Below are 14,275 nucleotides of genomic sequence, written 5' to 3'. Positions count from 1 at the left end.
GTATTGAAAGGCTAGACAGCGAGAAATCCTTCATTAGACTGGCTCCGCCGCATACCTCTGCGGTGTCTCCCGCTGCGCCCCCACGCGCACCGGTATGCGTTGTATTGCCCGAGAAATCCCCTGAGCCAAGGACCGTGATCGACGATGAAGGTCGGCATCCCCCGCGAGGTCAAGAACAACGAGTTCCGGGTGGCCATCACCCCCGCCGGCGTGCACGAGCTCGTGCGCCACGGCCACGAGGTCGTCATCGAGCGGAACGCCGGCGTCGGCTCCTCGATCACGGACGCCGAGTACGTCTCGGCGGGCGCCAAGATCCTGGACAGCGCCGATGAGGTCTGGGCCACCGCGGACCTGCTCCTGAAGGTCAAGGAGCCCATCGCGGAGGAGTACCACCGCCTCCGCAAGGACCAGACCCTCTTCACCTACCTCCACCTGGCCGCGTCCAAGGAGTGCACGGACGCGCTCCTGGAGTCGGGCACCACCGCCATCGCCTACGAGACGGTCGAGACCGCCAACCGCGCGCTCCCGCTGCTCGCCCCGATGTCCGAGGTCGCGGGCCGCCTGGCCCCGCAGGTCGGCGCCTACCACCTGATGGCCGCCAACGGCGGCCGCGGCGTCCTGCCGGGCGGTGTCCCCGGTGTGGCCGCGGGCAAGGCCGTCGTCATCGGCGGTGGCGTCTCCGGCTGGAACGCCGCGCAGATCGCCATCGGCATGGGCTTCCACGTGACCCTGCTCGACAAGGACATCAACAAGCTCAAGGAAGCCGACAAGATCTTCGGCACGAAGATCCAGACCGTCGTCTCCAACGCCTTCGAGCTGGAGAAGGCCTGCCTCGAGGCCGACCTCGTCATCGGTGCCGTCCTCATCCCGGGCGCCAAGGCCCCGAAGCTGGTCACCAACGAGCTCGTCTCGCGCATGAAGCCCGGAAGTGTCCTTGTCGACATCGCGATCGACCAGGGCGGCTGCTTCGAGGACTCGCACGCGACCACGCACGCGGAGCCGACCTTCCCGGTCCACAACTCGGTCTTCTACTGCGTCGCCAACATGCCCGGCGCCGTGCCCAACACGTCGACGTACGCGCTGACCAACGCGACCATGCCGTACATCGTGTCCCTGGCGAACAACGGCTGGGCCGAGGCGCTGCGCCGCGACCACGCCCTCGCGCTGGGTCTCAACACGCATGACGGCAAGGTCGTTTACAAGGAGGTCGCGGAGGCCCACGGTCTCGACCACGTCGAGCTGGAGTCGCTCCTCGGCTGAACCTGACCGCTTTCGTCAACGAAAGTCGTCAATCTCACGCCCGCGGCCGGACCTTGAGAGGGGTCCGGCCGTATGCGTATCAGTGTGGACACGCTCAACTGGCCTTGAACGTAACCCTTTAACCGTTTCGCCCACCCCCGAAACGCGGCGATGGCAGGCCGCACACCCTTGACACAAGGGTGTTCCATTGCCGACACATCGGGCCGGGTCCGGCGGATTGTGTTGCTGCGGAGCGGTGACACGCCATAGAGTCGCCAACCGTCGGCATGGTGCCACGCTGACCTATCGAGAAATTTCCTGGTCACCAAGGAGGTAAGACGACTTGTGAATGAGTCGACATTTGCTCCCGGGGGTGGTCAACCAGGAACGTCTGTGCGGGACCAGGGTTCCGAGGGGCTCGAAGCCGTCGGCTCGGTCGCTGTCCGCACCTTCGAAGCCCGGCAGGGCCCCCAGCCGACACAGTCAGCACCCCAGAGCATGGATGGCCATCACGTGAACGCCATGGCCGGCGACCGGAGTGGCGATAACACCCACACCCACCTCGCCGACTACGAGGAACTGCCCCAGGGGCACTTCTACGACCCCGACGCCGAGTACGAGCCCGATCCGGAGTACGCGGCCACGCTCGCGCCGGACGCCGCCCGTCAGCGCCGTGAGCGCATCGGCCCGACGGGACGCCCGCTGCCGTACTTCCCGATTCCGGGCCCGCTGACCGACCACGGTCCCGCGAAGATCATCGCGATGTGCAACCAGAAGGGCGGCGTCGGCAAGACGACGTCGACCATCAACCTGGGCGCGGCCCTCGCGGAGTACGGACGCCGGGTCCTGCTCGTCGACTTCGACCCGCAGGGCGCCCTCTCCGTGGGCCTCGGGGTCAACCCGATGGAGCTGGACCTGACGGTCTACAACCTCCTCATGGAGCGCGGCATGTCCGCGGACGAGGTGCTCCTTAAGACGGCGGTCCCCAACATGGACCTGCTGCCCAGCAACATCGACCTGTCGGCCGCCGAAGTGCAGCTGGTGAGCGAGGTCGCGCGCGAGTCCACCCTGCAGCGCGCCCTGAAGCCGCTCATGCAGGACTACGACTACATCGTGATCGACTGTCAGCCCTCGCTCGGCCTGCTCACCGTGAACGCCCTGACGGCGGCTCACAAGGTGATCGTGCCGCTCGAGTGCGAGTTCTTCGCGCTGCGCGGTGTGGCCCTGCTGACGGAGACCATCGAGAAGGTCCAGGAGCGGCTCAACCCCGACCTGGAGCTCGACGGCATCCTCGCGACCATGTACGACTCCCGCACGGTGCACAGCCGTGAGGTGCTCGCGCGCGTGGTCGAGGCCTTCGACGACCACGTCTACCACACGGTCATCGGCCGTACGGTCCGCTTCCCGGAGACCACGGTCGCCGGTGAGCCGATCACCACGTACGCCTCCAACTCGGTCGGCGCGGCCGCCTATCGCCAGCTCGCCAGGGAGGTGCTCGCCCGGTGTCACGCCGAGTGAGTCTGCCGGGGGCCGACGAACTGTTCCGTACGACCGGGGGGATGGCGCTGCAGGCGTCGTCGCCGCGACGCCAGGCGAACGGCGAGGCGAAGGTGCCCGCTCCGGCGGGCGAGAGCGACGAGGCGGCGGCCTCGGCCGAGGACGCGGCGCAGGGCGACGGTGAGCCCGCCGAACACGCGGCATCGGACGCGGAGTCGGGCACCGAGTCGCGCGCGAGGGCGGCCGGCGCCGAGGGCGACAAGGGTGCCGCACGGCGCTCGGGAACGGCGCAGGAAGGTTCGGCCGCCCAGGGCGGCAAGTCCGGCGGCTCGTCCACCGCGCAGGCGCGGCGGCGGGCACGCGCGGCGAACCGGCGGCCCAGCGGGCGCGAGCGGCACGACGAGAAGATCACCGTGTACGTCTCCGCCGAGGAGCTGATGGACCTCGAACACGCGCGGCTCGTGCTGCGCGGCGAGCACGGGCTCGCGGTCGACCGCGGGCGGATCGTGCGGGAGGCGGTCGCCGTCGTCCTCGCCGATCTGGAGTCCCGCGGGGACGCGAGCATCCTCGTGCGACGGTTGCGCGGGCGGTAGGGGTAGCGTTTTAGGCCTCATGGCCGCGAACAGTGAATCCGTACCGTCCGCCGCTCGGCGCCGCACCCTGGGGCGCGGTCCAGGGGCCTCTGCCGCTGAGCCGGAGCCCCCGGCCGAGCCCGCGGAAGCCGCCGAACCCGACGACGGGCGGTTCACGGTTCGGCTCGCCAACTTCGAGGGGCCCTTCGATCTGCTGCTGCAGCTGATCTCGAAGCACAAGCTGGACGTCACCGAGGTCGCGCTCTCCAAGGTCACCGACGAGTTCATGGCGCACATCCGGGCCATGGGAGCCGACTGGGACCTGGACCAGACGACCGAGTTCCTGGTCGTCGCCGCCACGCTGCTCGACCTGAAGGCGGCGCGGCTGCTGCCCACCGCCGAAGTCGAGGACGAGGCCGATCTCGCGCTCCTCGAGGCGCGGGACCTGCTGTTCGCCCGCCTCCTGCAGTACCGCGCGTACAAACAGGTCGCGGACATCTTCAGCGGGCGGCTCGACGACGAGGCGCGGCGCTATCCGCGGACCGTGGGCCTCGAACCGCACCACGCCGAACTGCTCCCGGAAGTCGTCATCAGCATCGGGGCGGAAGGATTCGCCAAGCTCGCCGTGAAGGCGATGCAGCCCCGCGCGAAGCCACAGGTGTACGTGGAACACATCCACGCCCCGCTCGTCTCCGTGCAGGAACAGGCCGGGCTCGTCGTCGCCCGGCTGCGGGAGCAGGGCGAGGCCAGCTTCCAGGTGCTCGTGGCGGACGCGGGGGACACCCTCACCGTCGTCGCCCGCTTCCTCGCCCTCCTGGAGCTCTACCGCGAGAAGGCCGTCGCCCTGGACCAGGAGGACCCCCTGGGCGAGCTGATGGTGCGCTGGACCGGCGGGGACGGCGCCGCGGAGCCGACCGTGACCGACGAGTTCGACCGGGCACCCGAGCCCTTGGAGGAGAAGGCGTGAGCGCGCAGAGCCCCGTGGGGGAGCTTGCCGGTGCCGTGGCCGACCTGGAGCTGCGGCCCGCCCTGGAGGCCGTCCTGATGGTCGTCGACGAGCCGGCCACCGAGGAACACCTCGCGAAGATCCTGCAGCGGCCGCGGCGTGCCGTCGCCGTCGCGCTGCGGGAGCTCGCCGACGAGTACACCGTGCAGAAGCGCGGCTTCGAGCTGCGGCTCGTGGCCGGCGGGTGGCGGTTCTACACGCGGCCCGAGTACGCCGCCGCCGTGGAGGGCTTCGTCCTGGACGGGCAGCAGGCCCGGCTCACCCAGGCGGCCCTGGAGACCCTCGCCGTCGTCGCGTACCGCCAGCCGGTCAGCCGCTCCCGGGTCTCCGCGGTGCGCGGGGTGAACTGTGACGGCGTGATGCGCACGCTCCTCCAGAGGGGTCTGGTGGAGGAGGCGGGCGCGGAACCCGAAACAGGTGCGATCCTGTACAGGACGACGAACTACTTCCTGGAGCGGATGGGCCTGCGCGGCCTGGACGAGCTCCCGGAGCTCGCGCCCTTCCTCCCCGAGGCGGACGCGATCGAGGGAGAGACGCAGGAGGGCGTCCCGTCGTTCGACCCGGACGCACCCGATGCGCCGGGGTACGGGTACACCCAGGACACAGCCGACTAGACGGAAATTTGATGCGAAGCAGCAGCGGCAGGAACAGCAGCGGAAACAACGGCGGGAGCCGTGGTGGCAACAGCGGCGGCCGCGGCGGGAGCAGCGGTGGCCGCGGTAACCCCCGCGCGGCCGGCAACAACCGCGATGACAAGCAGGGCGGCGCCGGCCGTCCGAAGAAGCCGCGTCCGGAGGAGCGGCGCTACGACGTAGGCGCCGACGGCACGCGCAACGGTCCGAAGTCGGGCCGTGGCGCCTCGGCGCGCGGCGGCGCCAAGGGCGGGCCCAAGCAGGGCCAGGGCACCGGGCGGGGGCGTTGGGCCCCGGCCACGTCCCGTGAGTACGACGCGCGGGCGGAGGAGCGCAACCGCGAGCGGTACGCGGGCAAGCCGAAGACCAACCTGCCCAAGACCTTCCCGGGCGCCGAGCAGGAGGGCGAGCGGCTGCAGAAGGTCCTGGCCCGTGCGGGTTACGGCTCGCGCCGCGCCTGCGAGGAGCTGGTCGAGGAGGCCCGTGTCGAGGTCAACGGCGAGATCGTCCTGGAGCAGGGGCTGCGCGTCGACCCGGAGAAGGACGAGATCAAGGTCGACGGCCTGACCGTGGCCACGCAGTCGTACCAGTTCTTCTCGCTGAACAAGCCCGCGGGCGTCGTCTCCACCATGGAGGACACCGAGGGCCGCCAGTGCCTGGGCGACTACGTGACCAACCGCGAGACGCGGCTCTTCCACGTGGGGCGGCTCGACACCGAGACCGAGGGTGTCATCCTGCTCACCAACCACGGCGAGCTGGCGCACCGCCTGACCCACCCCAAGTACGGCGTGAAGAAGGTCTACCTCGCGCACATCGTGGGCCCCATCCCGCGCGACCTGGGCAAGCAGCTCAAGGACGGCATCCAGCTGGAGGACGGGTACGCCCGCGCGGACCACTTCCGCGTCGTCGAGCAGACCGGCAAGAACTACCTCGTCGAGGTCACCCTCCACGAGGGCCGCAAGCACATCGTGCGGCGCATGCTCGCCGAGGCGGGCTTCCCCGTCGACAAGCTGGTACGGGTGGCCTTCGGGCCGATCACCCTGGGCGACCAGAAGTCGGGCTGGCTGCGGCGGCTCTCCAACACCGAGGTCGGGATGCTGATGCAGGAGGTCGACCTGTAGGCGGTAGGCCTTCGGGAAGCCCTTGCGCGGCCCACCCCCCTCTCTTTATAGTCATCAGGACCATAAAGAGAGGGGGGTGGTCGTGCATGCAGGAGTACGACAAGCACGCCTTCGAGCCGTTCGCCGTCACCGTGGACCTGGCCGTGTTCACCATCCGCGACGGCGCGCTGCACGTCCTGCTGGTCGAGCGCGGCCAGGAGCCGTACGAGGGGCGCTGGGCGCTGCCCGGCGGCTTCGTGCTGCCCGACGAGTCCGCCGAAGCGGCCGCGGGGCGTGAGCTCGCCGAGGAGACCGGGATCGCCGACGTCGGGCGGCTGCACCTGGAGCAGGTGCGCACCTACAGCGACCCCGACCGTGATCCGCGCATGCGGGTCGTCTCCGTCGCCTTCGCGGCCCTCGTCCCCGACCCGCCGGAGGTGCACGGCGGGGGCGACGCGGCCCGCGCCGCCTGGCTGCCCTACAGCCCCGCCACCTACCGCCCGCTCGCCTTCGACCACGACCGGATCCTCGCCGACGCCCACGACCGGGTCGGCGCCAAGCTGGAGTACACCGGACTCGCCACCGCCTTCTGCGCGCCCGAGTTCACCCTCGGTGAGCTGCGCCAGGTCTACGAAGCGGTGTGGGGCGCCGAGCTCGACCCCGCCAACTTCCGCCGCAAGGTCGTCGGCACCGCCGGGCTCGTGGAGGCCGTGCCCGGCGCCGCGCGGCTGACCGGCGGACGCGGGAAGCCCGCCGCCCTCTTCCGGGCCGGCGCCGCCTCCGCCCTGCACCCGCCCCTGCTGCGCCCCGCCCCGGAAGGACAGACCTCATGAAGCGTGCCGCCACGGGATCCCTCATGGGTCTCGCCCTCGGGGACGCGCTCGGCTTCCCGACCGAGTTCGACGACGTGCCCTCGATCCTCGCCAAGTGCGGGCCCTGGCGCGAGATGGCGCTGCCCGACCCGGCGTACATCACCGACGACACGCAGATGACGCTCGCCCTGAGCCGAGGCCTGCGCACCGCCATGGACCGCGGACCGCTCGGACCCGAGCGCCTCGAGCGGCCGCTGCGCGAGGAGTTCGTGGACTGGTACCAGTCGCCGGAGAACAACCGCGCGCCCGGCAACACCTGCCTCAAGGCCTGCTGCCTCCTCAAGACCGGCAAGCCGTGGGAGGAGGCGAGCCAGCTGCACTCCAAGGGGTGCGGCGCCAACATGCGCGTCGCGCCGGTCGGACTCGCGCCCGGGCTCACCGACGAGCAGCGGGCGGGCGCCGCCCAGCTCCAGTCCGCCCTCACCCACGGCCACCCGACCGCGCTCGCCGCCTCCGACCTCACCGCCCACGCCGTGCGGCTGCTCGCCGAGGGCGCCGAGCCGACGGGCCTGGTCGGGCTGCTTCGCTCGTACGCGTACGAGAACCGTGAGACGTATCACGAACGCTGGCTCGGCGAGCTGTGGAGGCGGGGCGGGGACCCGTCGCCCCGGGCTTTCGTCGCGCGCGGCTGGGACGAGTGCCTCGGTGTCCTGGAGCGGCTCCGCGACGCGCTCCGCTCGCCCTCGCCGGAGACCGACCCCTGCCTCGCGACGGGCGAGGGGTGGATCGCCGAGGAGGCCTTCGCCACGGGTCTGCTCTGCTTCCTGATGTTCGTCGACGAACCGCTCACCGCGCTGCGCAGGGCGGCCTGCACGTCGGGCGACTCGGACTCGATCGCCTGCCTCACGGGCGCGTTCGCGGGGGCCCACCTCGGCGCGGACGCGTGGCCGGCGGAGTGGGTGGGCCGCGTCGAACACAGGGTCGAGCTTCAGGGGTTCGGGGCGCTCTGGGACGCTTGAGCCATGACTGTGGACCTCGGCCCCGACCTGGACACCGACCTGACCTCCGTCGTCGCCGAGCAGCGCGACCCGCTGCTCTTCGCGACGGTCTCCGGGGCGCACCTGTACGGCTTCCCCTCGCGCGACTCGGACGTGGACATGCGGGGCGTGCACCTGCTGCCCGTGACCGATCTGGTGGGGCTGCGGGAGCCGGAGGAGACGCGGTCGAGGATGTGGTTCAGGGACGGCGTCGAGATGGACCTCGTCACCCACGACCTGCGCAAGTTCGTCCGGCTGATGCTGCGCAACAACGGATACGTCCTTGAGCAGCTGCTCTCGCCGCTGGTCGTGCACACCACCGACACGCACGCGGAGCTCGTCGCGCTCGCACCGGACGTCCTCACCAGCAACCACGCCCACCACTACCGGGGCTTCGCCAACACCCAGTGGCGGCTCTTCGAGAAGAACGGCGAGCTCAAGCCGCTGCTCTACACGTTCCGCGTGCTGCTCACCGGGATCCATCTGATGCGCAGCGGCGTCGTGGTGGCCCACCTGCCCACGCTGATCGGCGAGGTGGATGCCCCTGCCTATCTGCCGGACCTCGTCGCCGCCAAGGCCGAGGCGGAGCACGGCGGTGCCGACGTGGGCCACGCGCGCGTGGCCGCCGACGTGGAGCGGCTGCACGCCGTCCTCGACGAGGCGCAGGCGGCGTCAGTGCTGCCCGGTTCCCACACGGCGTACGACGCGCTGCACGACCTCGTCGTCCGCGTGCGGCTCCAGGGGCTCAACGGGCTTCAGGGCTGACGTCCGGCGCGTGCGGAACAGGAAGTCCTCGATCCGCTCCCGGTCGGGTTCGGCCGGGAGCGGGGTGTGCACGGCCGCGTCCTCCGACTCCGCGGCGAGCCGGTTCATCCAGGACTCGACCTGAGGCCAGGAGAGCTCGCCGCGCTTCACCGCGAGCAGCGGCTCCCGCTGGTCGCCGACGTCGATGGTCAGCACGCCGGTGCGCAGCAGGTCGCGGCAGGACATCAGCAGCCGCAGCAGGTGCATGGCGTGCTTCCAGCGCGGGGCGCCGTGCGTGCGGACGTCGGCGTCGAGCTTCTTGCGCTGGCCCAGTGCGTAACGGGCGAAGGTGTCGTGGGCCTGGCGGGAGAGGAACGCGCCGCGCAGCGAGAGCAGTTCCCGCCCGGTCTCCGTGACGTGCTCCACGAGCGGCGAGTGCAGGCACTCCAGGATGTTCGGGTTGGCGCGCAGCGCGAGCTCGCAGAACCGCTCCAGCTCCCAGCTGAACTGCTCGTCGGCGGGGCCGTCCACGTGCGTCGGGGGTTTGTCGAAGCGCCAGAACAGCGGCGTGGGGGCCAGGAAGATGCCCCTGCGGTCCGTGTCGCTGTCGTCCGTGGCCAGGCCGAAGGCGCGCGAACCCATCACGCAGGAGTAGACGGTGTGGTCGCGTACCAGGTCCTGAGGGTGCATGCAGGGAGCGTACGGGCCCGGATCAGCCCAGGGTGATCGAATTTCCGGTGACCGTGATCTTCTCCTCGGACAGCGGGCGCGGGGCGGGCCCGTCCGCCACCGACGCGTCGGCCACCCGGTACTTGCTGCCGTGACACGGGCAGTTGATCGTGCCGTCCGCGACCTCCGCGACCAGGCAGCCCGAGTGGGTGCAGACCGCCGAGAACGCCTTGAAGGTGCCGCTCTCCGGCTGCGTCACGACGACCTTCTTGTCCTTGACGACCTTGCCGCCGCCCACCGGCACCTCGGAGGTCTTCGCCAGCTCGGGGCCCGCGGGCGGCTCGTCGCCCGCCGGGGGAGTCCGCGAGGCGGGCGTGGAGCCGTCGGGCGCGGCGGAGTCCGGCGGCTCCGGCTCCGCGCCCTCGTCGCCGTACTCGGTGCACCCCGCCGCGAGCGCCACCGCGCCCGCCGCCAGGACCGCCCGCCGCGACGTGCCCCCGCTTCCGCCCCTGCCCCCGCCACCGCTCATGTCGTCACCCCGAACGTCCGGAAGAACCACAGCGCGGACGACAGCCAGATCCCCGTAAGGGCGGCGAAGACCAGGCCGGCGACCAGGGGGAGCAGCCAACCGGGCAGCCGCTCCGTGCGCAGGAGCAGCATCTTGGCGCTGAACGCCCCGTAGAAGAAGCAGCCGAGCAGTGAGTGCCACAGCACGCGCGTGGAGTACGTCTGGTAGCCGAGCGCATAGAGGCAGTGCACCGCCACGGGCACGGAGACCAGGAACGCGATCCGGCCCGACCAGCGGTGCAGCGCCGCCGACCAGGAGGGCCCGGGGACCTTCCCGTACAGCATCAGCGCCGACACGACCTGGACCGGCACGAACGCGAACGCCGCCGTGGCCAGCCAGGACTTCACCGCGCTCGTGCTGCTGAACCCGGCGAGGTTGAAGGCGGTGCCCGCCGGGTCGTGGACCTTGCCGTACGCACTGAGGCCGACCGCCACGGCGGCGGCGACCAGCGCCGGCACCAGGTAGCGGGCGGCGCTCGGCGCGCGGTGGCCGCCCGCGCCCGGGGGCACGGGGAAGCCGCCCTGGGTGGGGGCGCTCGGGTCGACGCTCATACGGGTCTCCCTCCACGGGTGAAACGGCGGTATGAAGCGCTAGGGCGTCACTGGACGGGCGGTGATGACGTCGCCGTCGACGCGGACGGTGCGGGTCTCGGGGTCGAGGCGCGGGGCCTTCCGGGGTTCGTCGCCGCGCTTGAGGATGCCGACCTGGCGGCCGTCGGGCAGGACGATCCAGGCGCCGTCGAGCTTCGCGCCGCGCACCTCGGTCGTGGCGCGGTAGAGCCCGGACGGCTTGACGGCCTTGTCGGCGGTGAACTTGTGGGCCTCTTTGTCGACATCGACGGTGCCGCGGACCTTCTTGCCGATGATCCGACCGTCGAGCTTCGCGCCGTGCCTGCCGGTGAGGCGCATCGAGCCGTCGTCCTCGACGTTCCCCTTGAGCCAGGACTCGGTGTCGCGGCCGTCGCAGTAGTACGCGATGGCCTTGCCGTCACGCACCGAGATCGAGACCGCGGAGGTGTCGTCGTCGGTACGGCCCGCGTAGTCGGCCTTGGCCGGCGGCTTGCCGGCGGGCCTGTCGGCGGGTTTGTCGCTGGGCTTGGTGGACGGCTTCGTGGGAGAGGGCGTCGCGGGGGCGGGCGCGTCCTCCCCGTACGACGAGGCGCCCGTCTCCGTCGTCGCGTTGAGCGACAGCATGAACAGGGCGAGCAGCAGCCCGGTCAGAAGAGTGAGCAGTGGACCTGAGCGCTTCATACGGGCCTCCCCCGAGGCGCGGCACCTGCCGACCCCCATGCAAGCGGACCCACGACCCACTCGTCCAGGGCTGAGCAACCCCCGATCGGCCCACAAGATGGAGAGGGGGGATCGCGGCGACACCGGTGCGCCCTGTACGTCTCGGTGGGCGGGCGCCGCGCGCCGCGCTTCCGGGCGCTGGATAGGCTTGCCGTCCACCTATTGCGTACGCAATACGAGAAGAGGAGCGACGTGGCGGTACGAGCGGTCCGGGGCGCCGTCCAGCTGGAACGGGACGAGGCCGGGCACATGGCCGAGCAGGTCGGCGCGCTGCTCACCGCCGTCCTGGAGCGGAACGGGCTGACGCAGGAGGACCTGATCAGCATCTGGTTCACGGCCACGCCTGACCTGCACTGCGACTTCCCCGCGGCCGCCGCCCGCGGACTCGGCATCGTCGACGTACCGCTGATCTGCGCGCAGGAGCTGGACGTCGAGGGCGCCCTGCCCCGCGTCGTCCGCATACTCGCGCACATCGACACCGACCGGACCCGCTCCGAGGTCACCCACGTGTACCTCGGCGCCGCGGCCGCACTCCGCAAGGACATCGCCCAGTGAGAACCGCCCTCGTCATCGGCACCGGCCTGATCGGCACCTCCGCAGCCCTGGCCCTCGCCTCCCGCGGCGTCGCCGTGCACCTCGCGGACCACGACCCGGAGCAGGCCCGCACCGCCGCCGCGCTCGGCGCGGGCACGGACGAGGCGCCCGCGGGCGTCGTCGACCTCTGCGTCGTCGCCGTGCCGCCCGCGCACGTCGCCACCTCGCTCGCCGACGCGATGGGCCGCGGCCTCGCGCGCGCCTACATCGACGTGGCCAGCGTCAAGGGCGGCCCGCGCCGCGAGCTGGAGGCGCTCGGCCTCGACCTCACCCCGTACATCGGCACGCACCCCATGTCCGGGCGCGAGCGCAGCGGCCCGCTGGCCGCCACCGCCGACCTCTTCGAGGGCCGGCCCTGGGTGCTCACGCCGACCCGGGACACCGACACCGAGGTCCTCAACCTCGCTCTGGAGCTCGTCGCCTTCTGCCGCGCCGTGCCCGTCGTCATGGACGCCGATGCCCACGACCGTGCGGTCGCCCTCGTCTCGCACATGCCGCACCTGGTCTCCAGCATGGTCGCGGCCCGCCTGGAGAACGCCGAGGAGTCCGCGGTACGCCTCTGCGGCCAGGGCATCCGCGACGTCACGCGGATCGCCGCGTCCGACCCGCGGATGTGGATCGACATCCTCTCCGCCAACCCCGGCCCGGTCGCCGACCTGCTCGCGGAGGTCGCCGCCGACCTCGACGACACGGTGACGGCGCTGCGCGCGCTGCAGTCCGCCGACGGCGCGAAGTGGGCCGAGGGCGCCGCAGGCGTCGAGAGCATGCTGCGGCGCGGCAACGCGGGACAGGTCAGGGTGCCCGGCAAGCACGGCGCCGCCCCGGCCGCGTACGAGGTCGTCGCGGTGCTCATCAACGACCAGCCCGGCCAGCTGGCCCGCATCTTCGCCGACGCGGACAGCGCGGGCGTCAACATCGAGGACGTCCGCATCGAGCACGCGACCGGTCAGCAGGCCGGTCTGGTGCAGCTCATGGTCGAGCCGAGGTCCGTGCCGGTGCTCACGGCGGCGCTGCGGGAGCGGGGCTGGTCCATCCGGCAGTAGCGGGCCCGTGCGGGGGCTGTCGGGGCAGGGTGTGCGAGCCAGTAACCTTGTGCGGGGCGCGTTCGCGCCCCGCCTCCCTGGCCCGCGTCATGCGAAAGGTGCCCACAGCCCCGTGGAAACAGCCGAAACCGCCGCCCCGGCAGCCGTGATCGTCGCCATCGACGGACCGTCCGGCACGGGCAAGTCGAGCACCTCGAAGGCTGTCGCCGCCCAGCTCGGCCTCAGCTACCTGGACACCGGCGCCCAGTACCGGGCCATCACCTGGTGGATGGTGCACAACGGCATCGACCTCACCGACCCGACCGCCATCGCCGCCGTCGCGGGCAAGCCCGAGATCGTCTCCGGCACCGACCCGGCCGCCCCGACCATCACGGTCGACGGCACGGACGTCGCAGGGCCGATCCGCACCACCGACGTCACCTCGAAGGTCAGCGCGGTCAGCGCCGTCCCCGAGGTCCGCACCCGCATCACCGAGCTGCAGCGCACCATCGCGGTCTCGGCCGAGAAGGGCATCGTCGTCGAGGGCCGTGACATCGGCACGACCGTGCTGCCCGACGCCGACCTGAAGATCTTCCTCACCGCGTCGCCCGAGGCGCGCGCCGCCCGCCGCTCCGGCGAGCTGAAGGGCGCCGACATCAAGGCGACGCAGGAAGCCCTGATCAAGCGGGACGCGGCCGACTCCAGCCGCAAGACGTCCCCGCTGGCCAAGGCGGACGACGCCGTCGAGGTCGACACCACCGAGCTCACGCTCCAGCAGGTCATCGAGTGCGTCGTCACCCTCGTCGAGGAGAAGCGGGCCGGCAAGTGACAGAGGGTGCTTCCGAGCGGGGCGCGGAGGTCGGCCGCCGGATCGGCGTCGGCCTCATGTACGGCCTGTGGAAGCCGCGGGTGCTCGGCGCCTGGCGGGTGCCCGCGAGCGGCCCCGTGATCCTGGCCGTCAACCACTCGCACAACGTCGACGGCCCGATGGTCATGGGCGTCGCCCCCCGGCCCACGCACTTCCTGATCAAGAAGGAAGCGTTCATCGGGCCCCTCGGCTCCTTCCTGCACGGCATCGGCCAGCTGAAGGTCGACCGCTCGGTCGCCGACCGCACGGCGATCACCCGGGCGCTCGGCGTCCTGGAGCAGGGCGGCGTCCTGGGCATCTTCCCGGAGGGCACCCGGGGCGAGGGAGACTTCGCGTCGCTGCGGGCCGGGCTCGCGTACTTCGCGGTGCGGGCGGGCGCCCCGATCGTGCCGGTCGCGGTGCTGGGAAGCACCGAGCGGCCCGGCCGGTTGATAAAGCAGCTGCCCCCGCTCCGCAGCCGCGTCGACGTCGTCTTCGGAGACCCCTTCGACGCGGGCGACGGCAGCGGCCGCCGCACGCGCAAGGCGCTCGACGAGGCGACCGTGCGCATCCAGGAGCGGCTCACCGGCCACCTGGAAAACGCCAGGCGCCTGACCGGGCGCTGAGCGAGACTTATCAAGTAGTGC

17 protein-coding genes are annotated in these 14,275 nt (G+C 71.6%); 13 read left to right on the top strand and 4 right to left on the bottom strand.

Features of this window, described 5'->3' with window-relative positions; translation table 11 throughout:
• Positions 1 to 144: 144 nt before the first annotated feature.
• The 9 genes from ald (at position 145) to DEJ49_RS07090 (ending at position 8,660) form a co-directional block, all read left to right on the top strand.
• Positions 145 to 1,260 (top strand): alanine dehydrogenase, encoded by a 1,116-nt coding sequence (ald, locus tag DEJ49_RS07130; RefSeq protein WP_150183337.1) that lies wholly within the window; start codon positions 145 to 147, stop codon positions 1,258 to 1,260.
• Positions 1,261 to 1,584: 324 nt separating this feature from the next.
• Entirely contained in the window at positions 1,585 to 2,757 is a 1,173-nt protein-coding gene (locus DEJ49_RS07125; protein ID WP_223828263.1) for a ParA family protein, read from the top strand.
• A complete protein-coding gene (locus DEJ49_RS07120) occupies positions 2,742 to 3,329 on the top strand; it encodes a hypothetical protein (RefSeq protein ID WP_150183336.1) in 588 nt (195 codons plus the stop codon). The genes DEJ49_RS07125 and DEJ49_RS07120 overlap by 16 nt, the downstream gene beginning before the upstream one ends.
• Before the next feature lie 19 nt (positions 3,330 to 3,348).
• The gene (locus DEJ49_RS07115; RefSeq protein WP_150183335.1) at positions 3,349 to 4,275 is read left to right on the top strand and encodes a segregation and condensation protein A; all 927 of its coding nucleotides are present in this window, start codon (positions 3,349 to 3,351) and stop codon (positions 4,273 to 4,275) included.
• Positions 4,272 to 4,928, top strand: coding sequence for an SMC-Scp complex subunit ScpB (scpB, locus tag DEJ49_RS07110; RefSeq protein ID WP_223832753.1), 657 nt, complete (start codon positions 4,272 to 4,274; stop codon positions 4,926 to 4,928). Before DEJ49_RS07115 ends, scpB begins: the two co-directional genes overlap by 4 nt.
• Positions 4,929 to 4,939: 11 nt before the next feature.
• Positions 4,940 to 6,067 (top strand): pseudouridine synthase, encoded by a 1,128-nt coding sequence (locus DEJ49_RS07105; RefSeq protein ID WP_150183334.1) that lies wholly within the window; start codon positions 4,940 to 4,942, stop codon positions 6,065 to 6,067.
• Between the two features lie 86 nt (positions 6,068 to 6,153).
• Positions 6,154 to 6,879, top strand: a complete 726-nt coding sequence (locus DEJ49_RS07100; RefSeq protein ID WP_150183333.1) for an NUDIX hydrolase — start codon at positions 6,154 to 6,156, stop codon at positions 6,877 to 6,879.
• Positions 6,876 to 7,877 (top strand): ADP-ribosylglycohydrolase family protein, encoded by a 1,002-nt coding sequence (locus tag DEJ49_RS07095; RefSeq protein ID WP_150183332.1) that lies wholly within the window; start codon positions 6,876 to 6,878, stop codon positions 7,875 to 7,877. The genes DEJ49_RS07100 and DEJ49_RS07095 overlap by 4 nt, the downstream gene beginning before the upstream one ends.
• A gap of 3 nt (positions 7,878 to 7,880) precedes the next feature.
• Complete coding sequence (locus DEJ49_RS07090) at positions 7,881 to 8,660, top strand: DNA polymerase beta superfamily protein (RefSeq protein WP_150183331.1); 780 nt, start codon at positions 7,881 to 7,883, stop codon at positions 8,658 to 8,660.
• Here DEJ49_RS07090 and DEJ49_RS07085 read toward each other — a convergent pair.
• From DEJ49_RS07085 to DEJ49_RS07070, 4 genes are read right to left on the bottom strand one after another with little or no spacing between them, the layout of a single operon-like run.
• Positions 8,568 to 9,329, bottom strand: a complete 762-nt coding sequence (locus DEJ49_RS07085) for a DNA polymerase beta superfamily protein (RefSeq protein WP_150183330.1) — start codon at positions 9,327 to 9,329, stop codon at positions 8,568 to 8,570. The genes DEJ49_RS07090 and DEJ49_RS07085 overlap by 93 nt on opposite strands.
• Positions 9,330 to 9,351: 22 nt before the next feature.
• A complete protein-coding gene (locus DEJ49_RS07080; RefSeq protein WP_150183329.1) occupies positions 9,352 to 9,837 on the bottom strand; it encodes a Rieske (2Fe-2S) protein in 486 nt (161 codons plus the stop codon).
• Positions 9,834 to 10,427, bottom strand: a complete 594-nt coding sequence (locus DEJ49_RS07075; RefSeq protein WP_150183328.1) for a DUF6529 family protein — start codon at positions 10,425 to 10,427, stop codon at positions 9,834 to 9,836. The genes DEJ49_RS07080 and DEJ49_RS07075 overlap by 4 nt, the downstream gene beginning before the upstream one ends.
• A 39-nt stretch (positions 10,428 to 10,466) precedes the next feature.
• A complete protein-coding gene (locus DEJ49_RS07070; RefSeq protein ID WP_150183327.1) occupies positions 10,467 to 11,126 on the bottom strand; it encodes a hypothetical protein in 660 nt (219 codons plus the stop codon).
• A gap of 231 nt (positions 11,127 to 11,357) precedes the next feature.
• Between DEJ49_RS07070 and aroH the strand changes: the two genes are divergently transcribed.
• From aroH to DEJ49_RS07050, 4 genes are all read left to right on the top strand, one after another.
• Complete coding sequence (gene aroH, locus DEJ49_RS07065; protein ID WP_150183326.1) at positions 11,358 to 11,720, top strand: chorismate mutase; 363 nt, start codon at positions 11,358 to 11,360, stop codon at positions 11,718 to 11,720.
• Positions 11,717 to 12,802 carry a prephenate dehydrogenase gene (locus DEJ49_RS07060; RefSeq protein WP_150183325.1) on the top strand — a complete coding sequence of 362 codons (1,086 nt, stop codon included), beginning with the start codon at positions 11,717 to 11,719 and terminating at the stop codon, positions 12,800 to 12,802. Before aroH ends, DEJ49_RS07060 begins: the two co-directional genes overlap by 4 nt.
• 112 nt (positions 12,803 to 12,914) lie before the next feature.
• Positions 12,915 to 13,610: a (d)CMP kinase gene (cmk, locus tag DEJ49_RS07055; RefSeq protein ID WP_150183324.1), complete on the top strand. Its 696-nt coding sequence runs from the start codon at positions 12,915 to 12,917 to the stop codon at positions 13,608 to 13,610.
• 56 nt (positions 13,611 to 13,666) lie between these two features.
• A complete protein-coding gene (locus tag DEJ49_RS07050; RefSeq protein ID WP_409237279.1) occupies positions 13,667 to 14,254 on the top strand; it encodes a lysophospholipid acyltransferase family protein in 588 nt (195 codons plus the stop codon).
• Positions 14,255 to 14,275 lie beyond the last annotated feature (21 nt).

The sequence above is a fragment of the Streptomyces venezuelae genome, assembly GCF_008642335.1.
In the GTDB taxonomy this organism is placed as follows: domain Bacteria; phylum Actinomycetota; class Actinomycetes; order Streptomycetales; family Streptomycetaceae; genus Streptomyces; species Streptomyces venezuelae_F.
Note: the sequence above shows the minus strand (reverse complement) of the source record. Positions and strands in the feature narration are given on the sequence as shown.

What these genes read in the sequence shown, in the direction of transcription:
- ald (WP_150183337.1), top strand. Translation starts at nt 145, where the DNA reads ATGAAGGTCGGCATCCCCCGCGAGGTCAAGAACAACGAGTTCCGGGTG.
- DEJ49_RS07115 (WP_150183335.1), top strand. Translation starts at nt 3,349, where the DNA reads ATGGCCGCGAACAGTGAATCCGTACCGTCCGCCGCTCGGCGCCGCACC.
- DEJ49_RS07105 (WP_150183334.1), top strand. Translation starts at nt 4,940, where the DNA reads ATGCGAAGCAGCAGCGGCAGGAACAGCAGCGGAAACAACGGCGGGAGC.
- DEJ49_RS07100 (WP_150183333.1), top strand. Translation starts at nt 6,154, where the DNA reads ATGCAGGAGTACGACAAGCACGCCTTCGAGCCGTTCGCCGTCACCGTG.
- DEJ49_RS07095 (WP_150183332.1), top strand. Translation starts at nt 6,876, where the DNA reads ATGAAGCGTGCCGCCACGGGATCCCTCATGGGTCTCGCCCTCGGGGAC.
- DEJ49_RS07090 (WP_150183331.1), top strand. Translation starts at nt 7,881, where the DNA reads ATGACTGTGGACCTCGGCCCCGACCTGGACACCGACCTGACCTCCGTC.
- DEJ49_RS07085 (WP_150183330.1), bottom strand. Translation starts at nt 9,329, where the DNA reads ATGCACCCTCAGGACCTGGTACGCGACCACACCGTCTACTCCTGCGTG.
- DEJ49_RS07080 (WP_150183329.1), bottom strand. Translation starts at nt 9,837, where the DNA reads ATGAGCGGTGGCGGGGGCAGGGGCGGAAGCGGGGGCACGTCGCGGCGG.
- DEJ49_RS07075 (WP_150183328.1), bottom strand. Translation starts at nt 10,427, where the DNA reads ATGAGCGTCGACCCGAGCGCCCCCACCCAGGGCGGCTTCCCCGTGCCC.
- DEJ49_RS07070 (WP_150183327.1), bottom strand. Translation starts at nt 11,126, where the DNA reads ATGAAGCGCTCAGGTCCACTGCTCACTCTTCTGACCGGGCTGCTGCTC.
- DEJ49_RS07050 (WP_409237279.1), top strand. Translation starts at nt 13,667, where the DNA reads ATGTACGGCCTGTGGAAGCCGCGGGTGCTCGGCGCCTGGCGGGTGCCC.